The sequence below is a fragment of the Ruegeria sp. N4 genome (genome assembly GCF_056531425.1).
The window spans coordinates 196,536-216,612 of sequence record NZ_JBQFLT010000006.1 but is presented as its reverse complement, the minus strand read 5'-3'; the positions used below and the strand labels follow the sequence as shown (position 1 = coordinate 216,612).

General features: G+C 60.3%; 22 protein-coding genes and 1 tRNA gene. 11 read left to right on the top strand and 12 right to left on the bottom strand.

Annotation, left to right across the window (positions count from 1 at the left end; translation table 11 throughout):
• The first annotated feature begins 89 nt into the window (after positions 1–89).
• The 4 genes from ACR0LW_RS11760 to ACR0LW_RS11745 are packed head-to-tail and all read left to right on the top strand — an operon-like array spanning position 90 to position 1,994.
• Positions 90–557, top strand: a complete 468-nt coding sequence (locus ACR0LW_RS11760; RefSeq protein ID WP_170630449.1) for an EF-hand domain-containing protein — start codon at positions 90–92, stop codon at positions 555–557.
• 6 nt (positions 558–563) lie between these two features.
• On the top strand, positions 564–1,178 hold the full coding sequence (locus ACR0LW_RS11755; protein ID WP_480882759.1) for an RNA polymerase sigma factor: 615 nt from the start codon (positions 564–566) through the stop codon (positions 1,176–1,178).
• Positions 1,171–1,524, top strand: a complete 354-nt coding sequence (locus tag ACR0LW_RS11750; RefSeq protein WP_170451900.1) for a hypothetical protein — start codon at positions 1,171–1,173, stop codon at positions 1,522–1,524. Before ACR0LW_RS11755 ends, ACR0LW_RS11750 begins: the two co-directional genes overlap by 8 nt.
• Entirely contained in the window at positions 1,521–1,994 is a 474-nt protein-coding gene (locus ACR0LW_RS11745; protein ID WP_480882758.1) for a periplasmic heavy metal sensor, read from the top strand. Before ACR0LW_RS11750 ends, ACR0LW_RS11745 begins: the two co-directional genes overlap by 4 nt.
• Before the next feature lies 1 nt (position 1,995).
• Here ACR0LW_RS11745 and ACR0LW_RS11740 read toward each other — a convergent pair whose 3' ends face one another.
• Positions 1,996–3,396 (bottom strand): diguanylate cyclase, encoded by a 1,401-nt coding sequence (locus tag ACR0LW_RS11740; protein ID WP_480882757.1) that lies wholly within the window; start codon positions 3,394–3,396, stop codon positions 1,996–1,998.
• A gap of 88 nt (positions 3,397–3,484) precedes the next feature.
• Between ACR0LW_RS11740 and ACR0LW_RS11735 the strand changes: the two genes are divergently transcribed.
• From ACR0LW_RS11735 to ACR0LW_RS11715, 5 genes are all read left to right on the top strand, one after another.
• Positions 3,485–3,766 carry a DUF3572 domain-containing protein gene (locus tag ACR0LW_RS11735; protein ID WP_480882756.1) on the top strand — a complete coding sequence of 94 codons (282 nt, stop codon included), beginning with the start codon at positions 3,485–3,487 and terminating at the stop codon, positions 3,764–3,766.
• 23 nt (positions 3,767–3,789) lie between these two features.
• Positions 3,790–4,482, top strand: a complete 693-nt coding sequence (locus tag ACR0LW_RS11730) for an HAD family hydrolase (RefSeq protein ID WP_170734389.1) — start codon at positions 3,790–3,792, stop codon at positions 4,480–4,482.
• 118 nt (positions 4,483–4,600) lie between these two features.
• Positions 4,601–6,160: a trimethylamine methyltransferase family protein gene (locus ACR0LW_RS11725; RefSeq protein ID WP_480882755.1), complete on the top strand. Its 1,560-nt coding sequence runs from the start codon at positions 4,601–4,603 to the stop codon at positions 6,158–6,160.
• Positions 6,161–6,266: 106 nt separating this feature from the next.
• Positions 6,267–6,854, top strand: coding sequence for a heme NO-binding domain-containing protein (locus tag ACR0LW_RS11720; protein WP_480882754.1), 588 nt, complete (start codon positions 6,267–6,269; stop codon positions 6,852–6,854).
• Complete coding sequence (locus ACR0LW_RS11715; RefSeq protein WP_170451877.1) at positions 6,851–7,843, top strand: diguanylate cyclase domain-containing protein; 993 nt, start codon at positions 6,851–6,853, stop codon at positions 7,841–7,843. Before ACR0LW_RS11720 ends, ACR0LW_RS11715 begins: the two co-directional genes overlap by 4 nt.
• Before the next feature lie 11 nt (positions 7,844–7,854).
• Here the strand turns inward: ACR0LW_RS11715 and ACR0LW_RS11710 are convergent, their stop codons facing one another.
• Genes ACR0LW_RS11710 through ACR0LW_RS11675 form a run of 8 tightly spaced genes read right to left on the bottom strand, consistent with a single transcriptional unit; the run spans position 7,855 to position 15,216 of the window.
• Entirely contained in the window at positions 7,855–8,553 is a 699-nt protein-coding gene (locus tag ACR0LW_RS11710) for a CbiX/SirB N-terminal domain-containing protein (protein WP_480582079.1), read from the bottom strand.
• A gap of 58 nt (positions 8,554–8,611) precedes the next feature.
• Positions 8,612–9,544 (bottom strand): AEC family transporter, encoded by a 933-nt coding sequence (locus ACR0LW_RS11705; protein ID WP_170451866.1) that lies wholly within the window; start codon positions 9,542–9,544, stop codon positions 8,612–8,614.
• Between the two features lie 45 nt (positions 9,545–9,589).
• Complete coding sequence (locus tag ACR0LW_RS11700; protein ID WP_170451864.1) at positions 9,590–10,387, bottom strand: MBL fold metallo-hydrolase; 798 nt, start codon at positions 10,385–10,387, stop codon at positions 9,590–9,592.
• On the bottom strand, positions 10,384–11,190 hold the full coding sequence (locus ACR0LW_RS11695) for a TatD family hydrolase (protein WP_170451862.1): 807 nt from the start codon (positions 11,188–11,190) through the stop codon (positions 10,384–10,386). Before ACR0LW_RS11695 ends, ACR0LW_RS11700 begins: the two co-directional genes overlap by 4 nt.
• Entirely contained in the window at positions 11,187–12,308 is a 1,122-nt protein-coding gene (locus ACR0LW_RS11690) for a DNA polymerase III subunit delta' (RefSeq protein ID WP_480882750.1), read from the bottom strand. Before ACR0LW_RS11690 ends, ACR0LW_RS11695 begins: the two co-directional genes overlap by 4 nt.
• A gap of 3 nt (positions 12,309–12,311) precedes the next feature.
• Positions 12,312–12,938: a dTMP kinase gene (tmk, locus tag ACR0LW_RS11685; protein WP_170451857.1), complete on the bottom strand. Its 627-nt coding sequence runs from the start codon at positions 12,936–12,938 to the stop codon at positions 12,312–12,314.
• Complete coding sequence (locus ACR0LW_RS11680; RefSeq protein ID WP_170451855.1) at positions 12,935–14,101, bottom strand: D-alanyl-D-alanine carboxypeptidase family protein; 1,167 nt, start codon at positions 14,099–14,101, stop codon at positions 12,935–12,937. Before ACR0LW_RS11680 ends, tmk begins: the two co-directional genes overlap by 4 nt.
• Before the next feature lie 17 nt (positions 14,102–14,118).
• Entirely contained in the window at positions 14,119–15,216 is a 1,098-nt protein-coding gene (locus ACR0LW_RS11675; RefSeq protein WP_480882783.1) for an SPOR domain-containing protein, read from the bottom strand.
• A gap of 254 nt (positions 15,217–15,470) precedes the next feature.
• Here ACR0LW_RS11675 and ACR0LW_RS11670 point away from each other — a divergent pair.
• A tRNA-Ser gene (locus ACR0LW_RS11670) sits at positions 15,471–15,560 on the top strand.
• Between the two features lie 229 nt (positions 15,561–15,789).
• Positions 15,790–17,256, top strand: a complete 1,467-nt coding sequence (locus tag ACR0LW_RS11665; protein WP_480581959.1) for a uracil-xanthine permease family protein — start codon at positions 15,790–15,792, stop codon at positions 17,254–17,256.
• 95 nt (positions 17,257–17,351) lie between these two features.
• On the opposite strand, the gene ACR0LW_RS11660 is transcribed toward ACR0LW_RS11665, so the two are convergent.
• The 3 genes from ACR0LW_RS11660 to ACR0LW_RS11650 all read right to left on the bottom strand — a co-directional run bounded on the left by ACR0LW_RS11660 (position 17,352) and on the right by ACR0LW_RS11650 (position 19,943).
• Positions 17,352–18,416 (bottom strand): hypothetical protein, encoded by a 1,065-nt coding sequence (locus ACR0LW_RS11660; protein ID WP_480882748.1) that lies wholly within the window; start codon positions 18,414–18,416, stop codon positions 17,352–17,354.
• 64 nt (positions 18,417–18,480) lie between these two features.
• Positions 18,481–18,789, bottom strand: coding sequence for a MocE family 2Fe-2S type ferredoxin (locus ACR0LW_RS11655; protein ID WP_170734401.1), 309 nt, complete (start codon positions 18,787–18,789; stop codon positions 18,481–18,483).
• A 17-nt stretch (positions 18,790–18,806) separates the two neighbouring features.
• Positions 18,807–19,943 (bottom strand): fatty acid desaturase family protein, encoded by a 1,137-nt coding sequence (locus ACR0LW_RS11650; protein ID WP_480882747.1) that lies wholly within the window; start codon positions 19,941–19,943, stop codon positions 18,807–18,809.
• Between the last annotated feature and the right edge of the window lie 134 nt (positions 19,944–20,077).

The following is a 20,077-nucleotide window of genomic DNA, read 5'->3' as shown; positions in this document are numbered from 1 at the left end:
TTGACCTTTGCGACGGAAACCCCGGCGCGCCCCGTTTGAATGGATATGAGCAGCGGTGATGAGGCCGCGTCAAACAAGGGAAACCAACCATGAAAAACTCAACTTTCATTGCGGGTATCGTACTTGCAGCAGTCGCCATCACAGGCACATCCGTTCTGGCGGCGGGGCCCAAAGATCGTGAGCCCGTTTCGTTTCAGGAACTGGACGCAAACGGAGATGGGCAGATCACCAAGGACGAGATGACCGCCCATCGCAATGCCCGGTTCACGACTGCAGATACTGACGGGGACGGCCAATTGAGCGTAGAAGAAATGCAGGCGGCGGCCCAGAAACGGTCGGACGAGCGTATCACCAAGATGTTCGAAGAGCATGATGCCAACGCCGATGGCTTTCTGAGCCAGGATGAGTTGCCGAAACCACGCCGGGCTGACAAGATGTTTGACCGGATCGATGCGGATGACAGCGGCAGCATCTCGGAACAGGAATTTGCCGATGCAAAAGACAAAATGGGCCGGCATCACAAAAAGCGTCACAAGGCGGGCGCCGACAATAACTGATGCGGGATGGAGGATCTGACCTCCCATCCAGATACAGGTTGCGGCGGCGATGCCGCTGCAACCGACCTTGGCGACGATGTGTTGCTAAGGCAGTTTGCCGACGGCGATGCCGGGGCCGCGCGGCTTTTGACCGACCGTCTGGGGCCGCGCAGCTATTCGGTGGCTTTGCGTATGCTGGGAAACCAGGCCGAGGCGGAAGACATCACGCAAGAGGCGATGATGCGGCTGTGGCAGATGGCACCGGACTGGGTGCCGGGGCAGGCCAAGGTCTCGACCTGGCTATACCGGGTGACGCTGAACCTGTGCGTGGATCTGCGGCGCAAGAAACGGCCTGAGGCCTTGTCCGATGTGCCCGAACCCGAGGACGACGGTGTCAGCGTGGTTGAACGCATGCAGCAAGAGGCGCGCAAGGATGCATTGCAGGCGGCCTTGTCACAATTGCCGGATCGGCAAAGACAGGCGGTTATCCTGCGTCATATCGAGGAATTGCCCAACCCCGAGATTGCCGGGATCATGGGGATATCGGTAGAAGCGGTCGAAAGTCTGACCGCGCGGGGAAAACGCAGCCTGGCTGCCAATCTGGCCAGACGACGGGATGAACTGGGGTATGAAAATGGCTGATGACGACATGGAACTGGATGATCTGTTTGCCCAGGCAAGGGCGCAGCGCGACGACCTGCCGGATGGTCTGGCCGTACGCATTCAGACCGATGCCGAGGCGGTTCGCCTGCAACGTCTGAATGCCCGGACGCCGGTCGGCCCCCGACCATGGGTCCGTTTTCTGGAACAGATCGGCGGCTGGCAGGGGTTTGGCGGCCTGATCGCGGCCAGTGCCGCGGGTGTCTGGATCGGGTTTTCCGCTCCTGCCTTTCTGCCCGACCCGGCCAGTTTGGTGACGTCACAGGACACGTCCTATTTGATAGCGGATTTGGGCTTTGACACGAGTTTTCTGGAGGCCACGGAATGAGCGCGGAAACCAAACCAAAACGGCGTTGGATGCCGATTGTTCTGGTCCTCTCACTGGCCCTGAACCTGTTGATTGTCGGGATTGCTGCGGGGACGGTTCTTCGGTTGAAAGGCGGTGACCACGCCAAGGGCCCACCGGGTTTTGGCCCCGCCTTGTATCGCGCTTTGCCGAAAGACGACCGCAAATCCCTGCGCGGGGAATTGTCGGGGTTGCACCGGGAACGTTCAGGCAACCGGGCGCGGGATTTTGCAGCGATCAGCCAGGCATTGCGCGCGGCACCGTTCGATCCGGCGGCTGTTGAGGCCCTGCTGCAGCAACAGGCGCAGGAGACGGCCCAGTTGCAAGCCGCGTTACAAACCCAATGGTTGGCACGTGTCTCGGCGATGTCGGATGCAGAACGTCAGGGTTATGCCGACCGGCTGGAAGAGGTTGTTCAGCGTGGCCACCGCAAGCACAAGAAGCACGATTGATTCATGCCGCGCTTTGGCGGATCCGAACCTGATTGCGGCCTGCTCTTTTCGCGGCATACAGCGCCTCATCCGCTGATTTCATCAGCCTGTCCACAGGCTCGGGCCGTGTATCTTGCGACGCATAGCCGGGCGAGGCGTGTTTGAGGCCGATGCTGATCGTAACCGGGATCGGGTCCTGTTTGTCGGATAGGTGAAAGGGTTGTTGGCAAATACTGTCACACAGCGCCTCTGCCAGTTTTACGGCCCGTGCGCGGGTCATGTTTGAGGCCCCGATCATGAACTCTTCACCGCCGATGCGGGCGACAAACCCGGTGTCCCCCAGAACCCGCTGCATCCGGGTCGCGGCCTGCGTCAGCACCATGTCGCCGCTGGCATGCCCAAAGCGGTCATTGATCGTTTTGAAATGGTCCAGATCGGCCAGCATGATCGCAAAGCCGCGCCCGGACCTCAGCGATTGGCGGGCGATCTGTTCCATCGCATGCATCCCGTAGCGTCGGTTGTGCAGCCCGGTCAGCGGGTCGATCCACGAGTCGGCGATCCCGCGTTTCAGCGAGGCGCGCATCTGATCGATACGTGTTTTCCGGGCAAGCTGGTTTGCCAGTCGCAACTGAATTTCCTGCGGGCAGAAGCCGCCAAGGCAAACGGCATCCGCGCCGCGATCCAAAGCCTCGGACGCCATGGCGGCATTGGTGTCGTCCAGCACCCCGATCAGAACTGTGTGGCGCGTCGCGCTGCGAGATCTGAGGTCGGCGAGAATATTCAAACCGCTCGGGCTGGCATCCAATTCGATCACGACGGCGTCCGGGGTCGGGCCGGACAAAAGCGACTGTAGATTGGATTGCGTGTGCCAGCCGACAATGTGCCGTGTCTGATGGGACAGGGCCTTGTTCCATATCGTGCCGGTTCGGTGTGTCAGCGACAGAATATCGACGCGCGCTGGCTTGTGTGGGGTGAGAAATGCCGTGGCTTGTTCCGCGAATCCAATGGTCTGAGGGGTGTCGTTGACGTGAAGATCCTGCGTGTCGGCCCGCGCCCGCAACAGGCTGCGAATGCGGGCCAGTAGCAGCGTATCCTTGAACGGATGGGTCATCACATCATCCAGCCCATCTTCCAGCGCGCGCAGGCGGGCGGCCTTGTCATTCTGCGGCGCAAGCGCCACCACGGGCACATCGCCCAGCTCGGGCTCATTCAGGATCAGCTTTTTGACGTCCGCGGCCGTCCCGTCTGGCAGGGTCTGCGCGGTCAGAACAAGATCGGGCCGCACCCGCCGCAGCAAAGCCCGCAGTCCCTTTAGCTTTTCCCCCTGAACCACGTGATACCATGCCGCCGTCAGCTGAACCTTCAGCATAATGCGGTTGGTTGATACCCCGTCGAGGACAAGGATGGTTCCCTGCACGGACATAGTCGCTCACCGTTGATTGCATGCGTCAACAAAGTGTTTATGAGTCTGGTTAACAAACCCTTTCCAAGACCGAATCCAGGGCCGGTTTATGTCACTTTCTGCCGATTCTGCCGAAACGCTTGCGCTGACCGCCCTGGGCTGGCTGGTCGGAAATGAAGAGCTTTTGCCTGTATTTCTTGGCTCAACCGGCGCTGCGTCTCAGGATTTGCGGATCAATGCGGGCGACCCTACGTTTTTGGCATCCGTTCTGGATTTCCTTCTGATGGATGATTCGTGGATCATCGCGTTTTGTGACGCGCATTCGGTCCCATATGCCCAACCCGCACAGGCCCGCGCGGTGCTGGCGGGCGGTGAAATGCACTGGACCTAACCCTATCTCAGCAGGAGCCTGCGATGCCCATTGATGCAATCGTCTTCGACAAGGACGGCACTCTGTTCGATTTCGCCAATACGTGGGGGGCATTCGGGCGGTCGCTGCTGATGCGCCTGAGCGACGGTGACCATTCCCGCGCCGCAGAGTTGGGGGGATTGATCGGTTATGACCTTGAACAGGGAAAATATACCGAAGACAGTATCGTCATCGCAGCCACGGTCGAAGAGATTGCCGAGTTTCTGCTGCCTCATGTCGAAGGCTATACGCTTGCCGAATTGGTCGAACTTATGAATACCGAGGCCGCGGCGGCCACTCAGGCCCCCGCAGTGCCGTTGGAACCGTTTCTGGATGGTCTGCGGAAATCCGGCCTCAAACTTGGCGTTGCAACAAATGACAGCGAACACCCCGCGCTTCGGCATCTGGAGTCGGTGGGCATTCGCGATCATTTCGACTTTATCGCCGGGTATGACAGCGGCCATGGATATAAGCCCGGACCGGGGCAGTTGCTGGCTTTTGCCGCCCATGTCGGTGTCGATCCGTCGCGTATTGCCATGGTGGGTGACAGCCTGCATGACCTGCAGGCCGGGCGTGCTGCCGGAATGGTGACCATTGGCGTTCTGACAGGCCTGGCCAAGGCCGAGGTACTGGCCCCGATGGCCGATGTGGTTCTGCCGGATATCGGGCATATCCCGGTCTGGCTGGCGCAGAACTGACCTCGCCGACCCGAAATTCGGCATATCGGAATAAGAAACCGACATTTTCTGTCGCAGACAGAGCGGCTGTTGGACGGTCTTCAAGGCTTGCTTGGGATAAGCAAAGCAGGAGGGGACGATGGCCGACACAAGTACTCGCAAACGGCGCGGCGGCGGCCGCGCCGGGGCCGCCGCCCGACGCGGAAGCGCCGTTATAGATCAGATGCCATGGAACCCGCCGGTCAACACCGACCGACCGACCGAACCGCTGGGTCCCGAAGGGATCGAGGCGATCCATGATGGCGCGATGCGTATTCTGGAAGAGATCGGTATCGAGTTCTACAATGACGAAGCCGTTGAGATCCTGCGCAAGGCCGGGTGCACGATAGAAGGCGACAACGTTCGGATGGGCCGCGATTTCGTGATGGAGATGGTGGCCAAGGCCCCCAGCAGTTTCACGATCACCCCCCGAAATCCTGAACGCACGATTGAAATCGGCGGCAAGAATATGGTGTTCGGGAACGTCTCGTCGCCACCAAATTACTGGGACATGGAGATCGGCAAGAAGGTTCCCGGCAACCGCCAGATGTGTCGCAACCTTCTGAAACTGACGCAATATTTCAACTGCATCCACTTTGCCGGGGGCTATCCGGTCGAACCCGTGGATCTGCATGCCAGCGTCCGGCATCTGGATGTGCTGTATGACAAGCTGACGCTGACGGATAAGGCGATGCACGCCTATTCGCTGGGCAAAGAGCGGGTCGAAGACGTGATGGAAATGGTGCGGATCGCAGGCGGCCTGACCCATGAGGAATTCGATGCAGCGCCTCGGATGTATACCAACATCAACTCGACCTCGCCCCTGAAACACGACTATCCGATGATCGACGGCTGTTTGCGTCTGGCCCGGCGGGGGCAGGCGATTGTGGTGACGCCATTCACCCTCGCTGGCGCGATGGCTCCGGTGACGATGGCGGGCGCGGTGGCGCAATCGCTGGCCGAGGCCCTGTGCGCGATTGCGCTGTTCCAATATGTCCGCCCCGGCACGCCCTGCGCAATCGGGACGTTTACGTCAAATGTCGACATGAAAACCGGCGCTCCGGCTTTTGGAACGCCGGAATACATGCGCTCGACCCAGATGACCGGGCAGATGGCGCGGTTCTATAATCTGCCGATGCGATCCTCGGGCGTTTGCGCAGCGAATGTACCGGACGGGCAATCGGTTTGGGAGACGTCAAACTCGCTTTGGGCGGCGGTACAGTCGGGCACGAACATGGTGTATCATGCGGCTGGCTGGCTGGAAGGCGGCCTGATCGCAAGCCCCGAGAAATTCATCATGGATTGCGAGGTTCTTCAGCAAATTCAACGATATATGGATCCTGAAATTGTCGCGACCGGCCCGGATGAGATCGCCGTGGACGCCATCCGTTCGGTCGGGAATGACGGCCATTTCTTTGGCATCCAACACACACAGGATCGGTACACAACAGCGTTTTATCAACCCTTCCTGAGCGACTGGAAAAACTATGAAGGCTGGGAGGTCGCAGGCGGTATCTGGACTGCCGAACGGGCGCATCACATGTTCAAAGAGATCATCACCAGTTTTGAGCCTCCGGCGATGGATGACGGAATTCGCGAGGAGCTGGCCGAGTTTGTTGAACGTCGCAAAGCAGAAGGTGGGGCACCCACGGATTTTTGACCTTAGACCGTCTTGCTTGAGCGGATTCTCGGCAAATCGGGCAGATTTTGGCTATTTGTTAAGGATTGTCAGACCACAGTAGGGTGAAACCAATCTGGGGCACCTTATGCATGGTCTGATCAATCGGGCGATCCAATCCTTTGTCTGTGCGACTTATGGTCAATCGTGCTGGCTGCGCGTGACTGAGGCGGCAGGGCTGCGGTTTCACGAGTTCGAGCCCATGTTGATCTATGGCGAAGACGTGCTGGCGCAGGTTCTTGACGCGTTGAGCCACGATCTGGGGCGTCCACAGCCCGAAATACTCGAAGACGTCGGCACCTATCTGGTCTCGCATCCCAATATGGAAGGCTTGCGACGATTGCTGAGGTTTGGCGGCGTCAGCTATGTCGAGTTTCTGCATTCGCTGGACGATCTTGCGGATCGCGTCCGTCTGGCCGTGTCGGACCTGACCTTGCCCGCCTTGGAGTTGCGGGAACGTTCTGCGACCGAATATCAATTGCTGTGTTATTCGGGGTTGCCGGGCTATTCCAGCGTGATGGTCGGGGTCCTGCGGGCCATGGCCGACGATTATGGCGCGCTGGTGATGCTGTCGCATGACGGACAACAGGACACGGTCGAGGTTATCTCGATCATGTTGGTGGAAAGCGCCTTCGCGGAAGGGCGGCATTTCGATTTGGGGGCGCGAAACGGATGACAGAACCCGAGGATCTGGCGCATTTGCTGGAAACCCTGTGCCCGATGTTTCTGCTGCTGGATGAAGGCGGGAGAATCGAACGGGCCGGGCCTACCCTGCAAAAGCTGCGCCCGGACATGCCTCTGATCGGAAAAAGTTTTTTGGACGTGTTCCAACTGATCCGCCCGCGCACCGTCACCACCATTCCGGCGCTGATGTCCATGGCCGGGGCGAAGCTGCATCTGAAGTTTCTTGATGAACCCCGAACCGCCCTGAAAGGGCTTGTTGCGCCGTTACCGAATGGGCGTGGGGCGGTGATCAACCTGTCATTTGGCATCTCGATCCTGGACGCGGTGCGGGATTACGCCCTGACCAGTGCCGATTTTTCGGGCACCGATCTGGCCATCGAACTTCTGTATCTGGTCGAGGCGAAATCCGCCGCGATGGAGGCATCGCGGTCCCTGAACCTGCGGTTGCAGGGCGCGATGCTGGCCGCCGAGGAGCAAGCCTATACCGACACCTTGACCGGCCTGAAAAACCGCCGCGCGATGGATCATATGCTGGGGCATCTGGTATCGGCCAACGCGTCGTTTGCGCTGATGCATCTGGATCTGGACTATTTCAAAGCCGTGAATGACCGATTGGGTCACGCCGCCGGGGACTATGTATTGCAGCAAGCCGCCCAGATCATGGTCGAGGAAACGCGGGGCGACGACACCGTTGCGCGTGTCGGCGGCGATGAGTTTGTGATTATTTTCAAGGGCCTGACCCGAGAGGATGTGTTGGCCTCCATCGCCGCGCGCCTGATCGCGCGATTGAATGAGCCGATGATGTTTCAACAACAGCCCTGCCGTATTTCCGCAAGCATCGGAACGGCGATCTCCACCCAGTTCGATGCGCCCAAAGCGGCAGAGATTCTTCATGCCGCCGATCTGGCGCTGTATCAGGCCAAGCGGGAAGGGCGATCCTGCCATCGACTGTACTCAACGCTGTTGCAAGCGCAGTCGTGAGTTGACCCTTGTCAGGCGGCCTCGAAGGCGGCGCTCAGTTTCCGGGCGATCTGGAGTTGTATGGGCGGAAGCTCTCCGACCACGGGCAACAGCTGCCCTTGGAACCCGGCGCGGTCCAGTTCTTGCGGGACGTCTTCCAACACGTGCCCGCCTGTGCAGGCAAAGAAGGGCAGGCATATGGATTTCTGACCCACGCTGCTCGCTGCATCGGCAATTGAAGGGGGTTCCTCAACAAAGCCCACGTGAATTGATTTGAAGGCAAGAATCTCACCCAGTGTCTTTGCAAAATCCTGCGTCACGATCGCAGGATTGCGGCTGCGCCCCGATCCGTGGGCGGCGATCACCAGATCTGTTTTTGACGCCAGCCATTGGTTCGCGACCAACGCATCCTGCAGGGCCGAGGCCGCCAGATTGGCCAATTCCGGGTCAACGCCCAACGGGTCCAGAATCTGCAGGCCACGATTTCCGACACGTTTCGGCAGGGCGCTGGTGACGAACCAGCCCTTGGCCATGAACAAAGGGTAAATCACTGCGTTACCGGGCAGGCTATCCATCATGGCCTCAAGCGATCCGGGGGCCGCGAGGGTGGCAGAGTGCACCGATACACCGGTCGCCACGGCGTCTACCTGCGCGGCAAACCGCGCCAAAGAGGCCTCGGCCGGATCGGGATCCGAGGGTTGACCATGGGCAACAATAATGGCGTGCGGCATATCGGCTCCTGTTCTTGGGCGATAGCTGTGTCGCCGGGCCTGCAAGTCAAGACAGGTGTTAACCCAAAACGGCCAGCCAAAGCCAGACGGTCAGGATCGAAACGCCCGTTCCGATCAGAACGGATGAAGCGGCGACCCGTTTGGCGCGGCCATACATATTGGCAAAGATATAGGCATTGAAACCCGGTGCCATGGCCGCGTTCAAAACGCCCGAGCGGAACAGGTCCTGCGGCAGTCCGGTGGATTTGCCGAAGATCCAGACAAGGCTTGGGTGCAGCATCAGTGAGATGCAGCACACATAGGCAATCGTGCGCAAATCGCCTTCGGGCTTGTATTTGACCAGCACGCCGCCCAGTGCAAACAACGCCCCGGGCAAGGCCGCGCGGGTCACAAGGCCAAGCGCTTCATCGACCACGCGGGGAATGACAAGGCCCGAGAGGTTGACGACAAACCCAAGCGCAATGCCCAGGATCAAAGCGTTCTTGAACATCGCAGACAGGACCGAGCGTGCCATCCGCGCGCCGCCATGGCCGCGATTTCGGACGATCTCCATCACCGTGATGCCGACGCCATAACAGAAGGGCGAATGGAACGCGATGATCGCGTAGTTTCCGGTCAGGTTTTCAGGCCCATAGGCACGCTCGGTTATCGGCAGGCCCAGCAGGACAGAGTTCGAAAACAGGCAGCAAAAGCCGATGGCGACGCAGTCTTCCCACTCGCGCCCAAAGATCAGCCGCGCGCCGAACAGCCCGGCGGTGAAGCAAAGCGCAGCGGCAGAGTAGAAGCTGGCCAACAGGCGCGGATCGAAACTGGCGCTGAGGTCCAGATGCGCGATGGCCAAAAACAGCAGGCAGGGGATGGCGAAGCCCTGCGTGAATTTCATCAGACCATCGACATGCACTTCTTTGAAATAGCCCGATCGTGTGGCGGCATAGCCCGCACCGATGACCAGAAAGACCGGCAGGATGACATCAATCAGGCTTTGAAGCATTTCGCCCCCCGGCTTGGCGGTATCCGGATTGCGCGGGGCAGGTCCTTACAGCGCCTGATGGATCACCATCCCGTCATAGGCGGGGGTGATGTGGTCGGCGGTCTCGGCCTCGACGGTCGCATAGTCCAGATCGATATGCATATTGGTCAGTACCGCCTGTTTCGGTTGCAGCTTTTCAATCCAGCCCAGCGTCTTTTCCAGATGCGCATGGGTCGGGTGCGGCGTGCGGCGCAGGGCGTCGATGACAAGGCAATCCAGCCCCTCCATCGCAGGCCACGCGTCGTCGTAGACCTCGGCCACGTCGGGAAGGTAGGCAAGGTTGCCCATGCGAAATCCCAGCGCGTCGATCGAGCCGTGATTGACCTTGAACGGTTGAAAGGGGATCGGGCCACCGGGACCGTCTACTTCGAAAGCGCCGTCAATGGATTTCAGATCGAGGATCGGCGGATAGGGTGAGCCTTCGGGTTGGATAAACGCATATCCAAACCGTCCAAGCAGGGCGTTTTGCGTATCGCCATCAGCCCAGACCGGCACGCGGGATTTCATGTTGAAGACAATCATCCTCAGATCGTCGATGCCATGCACGTGGTCAGCGTGAGAGTGGGTATAGACCACCCCGTCCAACCGACCGGTGCCGGTATCCAGCAACTGGCTGCGCATGTCCGGCGTTGTGTCGATCAGGACCGATGTGGTGCCATCTGGTCCGTCCCGCTCCACCAGCATCGAGCAGCGGCGGCGGATATTGCGCGGGTTCGTTGGGTCGCAATCGCCCCATTGCCCGCCAAGGCGCGGCACGCCGCCCGAGGACCCGCAGCCCAGAATGGTGCACCGCAGCTGATTCATGCAGCGGCCTTGTACAAAGCGGCCTTCGAGAACAGGCGGTCGAAATTGGCCTGCGTTTGCGCGGCAAATGCGGCGTAATCCATGCCGAACACCTCGGCCCCCTTGCGGGCTGTGTGCGCGGTATAGGCAGGCTCATTGCGTTTGCCGCGATAGGGCGGCGGGGCCAGGTAGGGCGCGTCGGTTTCGACCAGAATGCGGTCCACGGGCGCGGCGGCGAAGATGTCGCGCAACTCCTGACTTTTGGGGAAAGCAGCGATGCCGGACATGGACAGGTAGAACCCCAAATCCAGAGCAGCCTTGGCCAACTCGGCGGAGGACGAGAAGCAATGCATGACGCAGGAATAGGGCGCGTTGCGGTATTCCTCGGCCAGAATGCGGGCCATGTCGTCATCGGCGGCGCGGGCGTGGATGATCAATGGCAGGCCGGTGCGCTGGGCGGTTTCGATATGGATGCGCAGCGATTGTTTCTGCACCTCGGCGCTGTCGGCGGTGTAGTGGTAATCCAGTCCGGATTCGCCGATGCCCACGAATTTTGGGTGTTGCGCCAAAGCGACCAGTTCATCGACCGTTGCCATTGGCTCGTCTGCGGCACTCATCGGGTGGGTGCCCGCGGCGTAGAAGACCGGAGCGTAGGCCTCGGCGATGGCGCGGACGGAAGGCTCGTTGCGCAAACGGGTGCAGATCGTGACCATGCGGGTCACGCCTGCCTCGGCGGCGTTGGCGATGATATGGTCCAGTTGCCCCTCGAAATCGGGGAAGTCCAGATGGCAATGGCTGTCGGTGATTTGGGGGGTGTCGCTCATCTGCTCTGACCGGCGGTTTCCTGTATCTTGAACACCGTATCTAGAACCAAAGCGGCAGGGTCAAGGTTCACCGCCTGACCATGGCGTGCGCGGGCCGTGATTGTCGCGGCGACCTCGGCCCAGCGCCGCGCCTGATCGGGTGAGGCCGACAGGCGCGCGAGCGTCGCGGCCTCGTTCGGGGCGGCCTCGGGCGCGGGTGGGGTGCCGGTGGCGCCGGTCAAGGCAAGGCGGGACAGGGCGACGTCAATCAATGTCAGCAGCAATTCGAACCGATCTGCTGCGCCGCGCTGGGCGGCGGCTTCGGCAAGTGCCAGCGCGCGTTGGCGGTTCATGCGGGGCAGGGTGCCCAGAATGGCGATCAGTTCGGCATAAATCTCCAGCCCGCCAAGATTGATCAGACGCACGGCATCGCCGACCGACCCGGCAGCCAGCGCGGCCAGATGATCCGGCTGCGCAGGCGGTTCCGCCCCGGTCTGCGCCAGTGCGGCCTGCATGTCCTCGGGCCCCAGCGGCGACAAGCGCAGGGTCCGACACCGCGACCGTATCGTCGGCAACAGGCGCGAAGGTTGGTGCGAGATCAGCAACAGCGTGGTCCGCGCGGGCGGTTCCTCAAGCATTTTCAACAGCGCATTTGCGGCGCTGACGTTCAACTCATCCGCTGAATCGACGATGACCACACGCCGTCCGCCATCCGCCGAAGACAGGCCGAAGAACTTGCCCAGCTTTCGGATGTCATCCACGACAATCTCGCCGCGCAACCGCCCCTGATCGTTTAGCGAACGTGTAATGGCCGCCAAACCGGGCTCCGCCCCCGCCATGATACGGTGCGAGACCGGATGATCCGGATCAATATCCAGTGTTTCAGGGGGCGGAGGCGCGCCAAAAAGCCCACCGTCATCAGCAGGGGGTGTTGCCAGCAGGAACCGCGCGATCCGCCAGGCCAACGTTGCCTTCCCAACCCCGCGCGGGCCGGTCAGAAGCCAGCCATGGTGCAGCCGGTCCGAGGTGTAGGCGGTCAGAAACGCCTGTTCCGCCGCGTCCTGCCCGAACAGGCGGGCGGTTTCACGCGGATGCGGCGCGCCGGGCGCCTGATCTGGGGTTGGGGTGTCGTCGCTCATCGTCTATCGCAGGGCTGCCTCGACGATATCTCTCACATCCTGTGCGACGCTGTCCATGTCGCGATTGCCATCGACGACGCGGAACCGGTCAGAGAATTCATCCGCCAAGGCCAGAAACCCGGCGCGCATCTGTTTTTGCAGGGCTGGGCCGAAATCCTCGAACCGTTCCTCGGTGCCTTGACGGCCTTTGGCGCGGGACAGGCCGGTATCCGGGTCCATGTCGATTAACAGGGTCATGTCCGGTTCGCGCCCGATCATCAGATCATGCAACTGATCCACCAGCCCGCGCAGATTGCCGCGCGACAGGCCCTGATACATGCGTGTGCTGTCGGCAAAACGGTCGCAGATCACCACCATGCCATCGGCCAGAGCCGGTTCGATGGTCCGCTCCAGATGGTCGCGGCGGGCGGCGGTGAACAGCAACAACTCGGTTTCCGCCGACCAGCGATCGGGGTCGCCTTCCAGCACCAGCCGACGGATTTCCTCGGCCCCCGGCGAGCCGCCGGGTTCACGCGTCAACACCACCTGATGGCCATCGTCGCGCAGATACTCGGCCAGCATCCGGGCCTGAGTTGATTTGCCTGATCCGTCTATGCCTTCAAAGGTCAGGAATAACCCGCGTTGCGTCACATCGACTCCAGCGGGTTATTGATCACGTCTTTCAGGACAATGCCGCCCACTGTCATCATGCGCACCACGAACCCGCCCAGCGGTACATCTTCGGCCGCGACCAGAGGGCGGCGGATTTCGGGCAGACCTTCGGGTTTGATCACCAGTTCGGCCAGTTGCTGGCCCTTGGTGACGGGCGCGTTGATCGGACCCTCATAGACCACCTCGGCCTCGACATCCTGTGCACCCAAAACGGGGAACAATACGTTCAGATCACCCTCGGGCACCAGACCCACGGTCTTTTTTTCGCCCATCCACAGCTTGGCTTCGGCTATCGGCGCTTCTTCGGTGGCAACTGTCCTCTCGACAAAATTTCGAAACGACCAGTTAACCACGGCCTCAGCCTCCTCTGCCCGCTGCGCGGTACTGTCGAGACCCGATAGCACGAAGATCACCCTGCGGTCGCCCTGTTTGGCCGAGCCGACAAGGCCATAGCCCGCCTCTTGCGTGTGGCCGGTTTTCAGCCCGTCGGCCCCGATGTCCAGCCGCAGCAGGGGGTTCCGGTTGCGTTTGTTGGACGGTGCGCGCCCGTCAAATTCAAACTCTTCTTCGGCGAACAGGGGGTAGTATTCCGGGAAATCCGTGATCAGCCTGTCGGCCAGAACCGCCAGATCATGCACCGACATCATATGCCCGGCAGCGGGCCAGCCGTTCGAGTTGGCAAAGTTCGAATTGTCCATACCGATCTGCTTGGCGCGCTGGGTCATGTAGCGGGCAAACCCCGCCTCGGTGCCATCGGGGCTGAGCGCTTCGGCGATCACCACACAGGCGTCATTGCCCGAAAGCACGATGATCCCGCGCAGCAGGTCCTCGACCGTTACGCGATCCTGCGTGTTCAGGAACATGGTCGAGCCGCCATAGCTCATTGCATGTTCGGACACCGGCAGGGTTTCCTGCAGGGTCAACCGCCCGTCGCGCAGCGCTTCGAACGCGACATACAGCGTCATCAGCTTTGACATCGACGCCGGAGGCAAGGGTTGATCGGCGTCTTTCGACAGCAGGACCGTTCCGGTCGTCTGGTCCATCACATAAGCCGCGCGCGCCGAAGTATCGAACGCGTGCGCGGGCAGGGCCAGAACGGCCAGCCCAAGGGTGAATACGGATGTTCGCAATGCGGATAGCACGAGGGCGCCTCCTGTTATCAGTTGGACACGGTGAACGCGTCGGTAAAGCCCAGAGCCTTCACGTCGCTCTGGATAGCCTTGCGTTCCGCGCGGGTCGCGGCGGGGCCGACCAGAACCCGCCAGACCGTTTTGTCTTCGGTTTTCAGTTCGCGCACGTCGGCCGTCATGCCGTTCTTGCGAACCTTGTCCGCTGCGGTCTTGGCATTGGCCTCGACGCTGAACGTGCCGACCTGAACGAAGGGTTTCGACAGGTTCGAGGGGGCCGCCGCCGTGGCCGCCGCAGCGGCTGCCGGTGTCGGCTCGGCTGCTTCAATCGCGGCGGCTGCGCCTTCGATCGGGTCCAGCGGCGTCTGGGTGATTTCGTCAGGCTGCTTTTTTTGCCACCACTTGCGCTTGGCTGGCTTTTCGGGCGGCGGCGCGACCGGAGCATCGGACAGGCCCGGCGCGGCGGCTGCGCTGGCTTCCGGTGCAGCGGCATCGACCGCCGTCTCTGCCGCGTCCTCAGCTGCGGACCCTACTGCTGCGGCGGCGGCACCGGCTGCGCCTGCCGCGGCTGCGGGTTCCTTGCGTTGCCACCATTTCCGCTTGGCGGGCTTTTCCTCGGCCGCGGTATCCGGTGCGGTTTCGGCTGCCGCGACCTCGGTCTCTTCACTGGTTGTTTCCGCTTCGGGGGCGGGTTCCTCGGCAGGTGGCTTCTGTTCGACCTCTTCGCGGCGCAGGGCAACGACACTGACGCGGGTTGGGGCACCGGCCAGCATTCCCAATTCCTCTGCTGCCGCCGAGGATACCTGCAGCGCCGGACCCGGCAAATTGCGTTCCCGCCGGAACAGCGCGCCGGTGATGGTTTTGTTGTTGGCGGTGTTCTTGATCAGCACGCGTTCGGGCTGCTTGACGTCAGGATGTGCGACCCAGATACCGCCCAGCGATGGACGCCCGTCCCACAAACCTGCCTCGGTGACGGAAAACACATCCGGCGCCTCGACATCACGTTGCGAGGCGCTGGTGACCTGAGGCAGCAACTCGATCTTCGAGTCGTCCCCGGATTTTGCGCCATCTTCAGACGCGTTCTGTGATTGTAAAACTTCCTCACACCCGGACAAAACGGTCAAAGTCACAGCCAAAACAGCCAGTCCTCGCGATCTTGCGCGTGTCTGTGTTGCTCGCTTCATCTTTTCATCCCTTGCCTGAAAGGGCCTCGTTTTTCCGAGCCCCGCCGCAGGGCCGGTTCTGCGCGCCAGCCTGCTACGGTCTTACCGCCAGAGCATAACGCGGGCGAGGTGTCATGGAAAGACTGCTGCGCAGGCTTCGGCAAGATTTCCCGATTTCGACTTGCCTCTGATTTCAGTTGGCCTTAGACCCTGCCTTCGACGGGGAGGTGGCAGAGTGGTCGAATGCGGCGGTCTTGAAAACCGTTGAACGTGAGAGCGTTCCCAGGGTTCGAATCCCTGTCTCCCCGCCACTCATAATCCGTCTGGGCATTCCACCCATCGGCCCCCCGCCCAGCACAGCACCTTTCGGGTATTTTTGATAATCCCCGACGCTTTTCTGCACTAACCTAACTCCACTTTGTGGAGGTCAAGGCATAGAGAAGGCCAATAGGTCCAAAGCGGCTGAGTCGAACGCAGGTCACAGCGTGCGCGCCAACACTCCGGCAAAGTCTGCAACAGGGGCGCAACGCGAGGGACTCCATGACTGCTTCATCTATCGGAACGCCAGAGCAACTTCGTGATCCGAACTATTTTCCTGCCATATATCGTGCCGTGCCGTTGGGCATTCAGCATGTGCTGGCGATGTTTGTCTCGAACGTCACACCAGCGATTATCGTCGCCGGGGCCGCCGGTTTCGGCTTTGGCTCGAACAGCCCGGATTTCCCGGAACTGCTGTACCTGATCCAGATGTCGATGCTGTTTGCAGGCGTTGCCACGCTGTTGCAGACGGTCACCATCGGCCCGGTCGGGGCGGCCTTGCCCATCGTGCAGGGGACGTCCTTCGCCTTTATCCCGATCATGATCCCGCTGGTCGCCGGAAAAGGTGTCGACGGTCTGGCTGCTTTGTTCGGTGGTGTCATTATCGGCGGTCTTTTCCATGCCTTGCTGGGCACTGTGATCGGCAGAATCCGCTTTGCCCTGCCGCCTTTGGTCACAGGTCTTGTGGTTACCATGATCGGGCTTGCATTGGTGAAGGTCGGCATCGAATACGCCGCCGGTGGTGTTCCGGCCAAGGCTTCGGGGTCTGAAACCTACGGTTCATTGTCCAGCTGGGCCCCGGCGTTGATCGTTGTGTTTGTCACATTGGGGCTGAAATTCTTTGCCCGCGGGATGCTGTCTGTCTCGGCTGTGCTGATCGGCATTCTTGTCGGATATGTCTATTGCATACTCGTCGGGAAACTGCCGCTCGAGGCGATTTCGGGTTCGTGGGAACGTTCTGAGGCTTTCGCGCTGCCACAGCCATTCAAGTATGGGTTCGAGTTCTCTCTGGCCGCTGTGATCGGCTTTTGCCTTATGGCCTTCGTTTCAGCCGTAGAAACCGTCGGCGACGTATCAGGGATCACGAAAGGTGGCGCGGGGCGCGAAGCGACGGATAAGGAGATTCAGGGCGCGACTTTTGCCGACGGTTTCGGCACCGCCATTGCCGGTATCTTTGGCGGGTTTCCCAACACCTCGTTCAGCCAGAATGTGGGCCTTATCGCAATGACCGGGTTGATGAGCCGACATGTCGTGACCATCGGAGCCATATTCCTGATCATCTGCGGATTGGTCCCGAAAGTCGGTGGCATCATTCGCACCGTTCCGATCGAAGTACTGGGCGGCGGGGTCATCGTCATGTTCGGGATGGTTGTTGCAGCGGGTGTTTCGATGCTGTCCGACGTGGTCTGGAACCGCCGAAACATGGTGATCTTCGCGGTCTCGCTGTCGATAGGTCTGGGGCTTCAGCTAGAGGTCATGAACGTCGCGCCGGGGTCGGTCAACGCGTTGCAACACCTGCCGGATACGCTGCGAATTCTGGGTGCGTCGGGGATCTTACCTGCGGCCCTGATCGCCATTGTCCTGAACCTGATCCTGCCAGAGACATTGGCGGATGAAGCGACCGAGGAGGTTTCTGGCGGTATGTCAGGACATGGTCGAGGCGAGTTGGTGAAGGACGATCACGCCTGACATTTGACCGGCGGGCGATGGCTTTGTTCCTGTTAGGGAACCGGCTGTCGCCCAATCCCTCTCAGTCAAGGCGCGGGGACTGCGACGATTGGGTGTTAGGAACCCTGCAAGAATTCGGTGTCAAAGCTGATGCGTTTGCGTGTTCCGCAATCCCCCAAAACCTCCAGCCCGTCACCATGCAGGTTTATGGAGTGAAGCGGAGAACCCGCAGGCCAGGCAATCGCGCCGATTACGTGTTTGACAACGGCAGAGCGGGCCGGAGACAGCTGCAAAGCACCGGGCCCGGACAGTGCCTTTTTGCGATCAGGTCCCAAAACATGCCCGGCCGTGCCTTCCTCGATGCCCAGGCAGCCAAAATGACGGCCCGACCACGGCGGATAATCCCGCCCTCCGTTCGAGTGCCACAGCATCGTCATGGGCAGGTGTTCAGATCGCTTGAGCGAAAGGAACAGATCACCCTCGACCGGTCTGGTGACGGCTGTCCAGCCCAACCCGCCACCGGGTGCATCCAGCCCGGCAACAAAATCCTCATGCCTTTGGAACCAGGGATAGCACGTCAGATCACAGGTGCCGTCCTGCGACGGGAAACGCGTTGGATCGTCACTGGACGCAGGGTAAACCAACCCCGACCTGCCGCGTTTCGGGTCGGTTTCCTGTGGTGTCGCAGGCGTCATCCAGCAGGATTTGGCAGAGGTCCGGATAAAGCCACCATTTGGCAGAGAGATATTCGCATGATTGGCCACCGGGACCGACCCGGACCCGCCCACAAACGTATGTTTTTGATAAACAAAGGGGTGATCCGGGCGCAGTGAAAGCGCTTTGATGACTTCCGCATCGTTGACGCGGTGATCCAACCGGGCTGACAATTGGTCCGGCGACAGATCAATGATCGACCAGCATGCGTTTGCAGGCCAACCATGCAGGGGTGCCCCGTCTTTTTCTTGCCCAAACGGTGCGCAGAAAAAATCTCCTCCCAGCTTGTATAGATGGGGCGCTAGCCCATCGGGAAGGGCCTCGTCCATTCCGACCCAAGGCGCGCGGTGCAACGGGGATATCCCAGCGTCGCCGTCCATCACCGTGAAGCTTTTGATCATGCCGATGCTGGTGTCGAACGACAGTCGGATGCCATCTGCATTCAGGTTGATCGTGTCTTCGGACATGGGACCGCCTTGTGGTTTTGGGCGCTGTTCGTCTTGAGGGCTGCGCGTCCGGTGAGATTATTCTTCAAACCAAAACGAAAACTCTGCCACCTTCAATCTTCGTCTCATAAGTTCCAAGTTTTGCACAGGCAGGGGCGCGCAAGGCTTGGCCCGAACGGTAATCGAAAATCCCGTTATGTTTGGGGCACTCGATCTCGTAATCCATCACCAGGCCATCGGCCAGATGAACCTGTTCATGAGTGCATAAACCGTCTGTGCAAAAGAAATCTCCGTCTGGGCCACGGACAATTGCAAAAGTTCGACCGACGTGGTCCCAGCGAATGACGTCCTCTTCTTCAACGTCATCAATGGCGATTGCTTCGATCCAGGGCATTTTGGCCTCCTACCTTTTTAATCGTCACTGCTCCGGTCTGGCACATGGGAATGCAGATGTTCCTTATAGGGCTGCGCCGTTGGTGGCAGCGTTTTCCTTAGCGCATAGCCGGGGTCAGAGCGTTGACGCATCACGGCGCTCATCATCTCTTTGTAGCCATCCCAGATTGAGGTGTTGGGCGCGGGAAGGTCGTCCTTGATTTCCTGGTGCAGGGCAGGAAGCGCGTAATAGGGGACCATCGGGAACATGTGGTGTTCGACGTGATAGTTCATGTTCCAATACAGCCAGCGGCTGATCGGGTTCATGTAGACCGTGCGGGAGTTCAGCCGGTGGTCAATGACGTCCTCGGGCAAGCCGCCATGTTGCAACAGGCCGGTCATGACGAAATGCCAGCACCCGTAAACGCGGGGCCCTCCGATCAGCAGGATGGGGATTGTCGATTTCCAGCCCATGCCGTTTGCCAGCATAAACTCGGATACCAGCAACACGACCGCGTAGATGAGCATATGGATCCGCGCCCAGAACACGGCCTTTGGCCATTCGGATTGCGGGATGTAGTCCTTCTCGTCTGGCGACAAATACTCCAGCGCATTGCGGAACAGGACCTTGAGTGACAGCCAGGTGTCGTAGATGCCGACAAACGCCAGTGCCTTCAGCAACAGGTTGATCGGATGCATCCAGGCGATTTCCGGATCGCGGCCCACGATTAGCGTGTCGGTATGGTGACGCGCGTGGCTCCACCGCCAGTTCACAGGGTTCCTCATGATCTGAAAGGACGCGATGTGATACACAACATCGTTCATCCAGCGCGTTCGAAAGGCCGTCCCATGACCGCACTCGTGCCAACGGCTGTCGCAGGCCGAGCCGTAGACCACGCCATAGGCCAGCCAGAACGGGACCGAAAGCCAGCTCCCCCAGAAGAAGATGCCCCCGGCCGCGAGCAAAATGTGAAGCCCAACCCACAATGCCGTGTCGCGCAGGGCAGGGCCGTCGCGGCGTTTCATCAGGGATTTCATCGTCTTGCGGGGGACGGTGCTGTGATACCACTCTGCTGCCGCAAGCCCGATCTCTTGCGCTTTTTTGCCGGTCTCGCCAGTCAGGGAATAATCCCGAACTGTTTCGGGCAAGGGCCCGTGTTGAAGCGTGTCAGTCATCGGTTTACGCCGCTGTTATGGTTCTACCAAGTGCAGGCCGTGTTGAGCGATCAGACGGCCTGTCCGGTCCACTGATAGCTTTGGCACATCACCCTGTCGCATCAAGTGCCATGCCCATCAGATTACATCAGCTA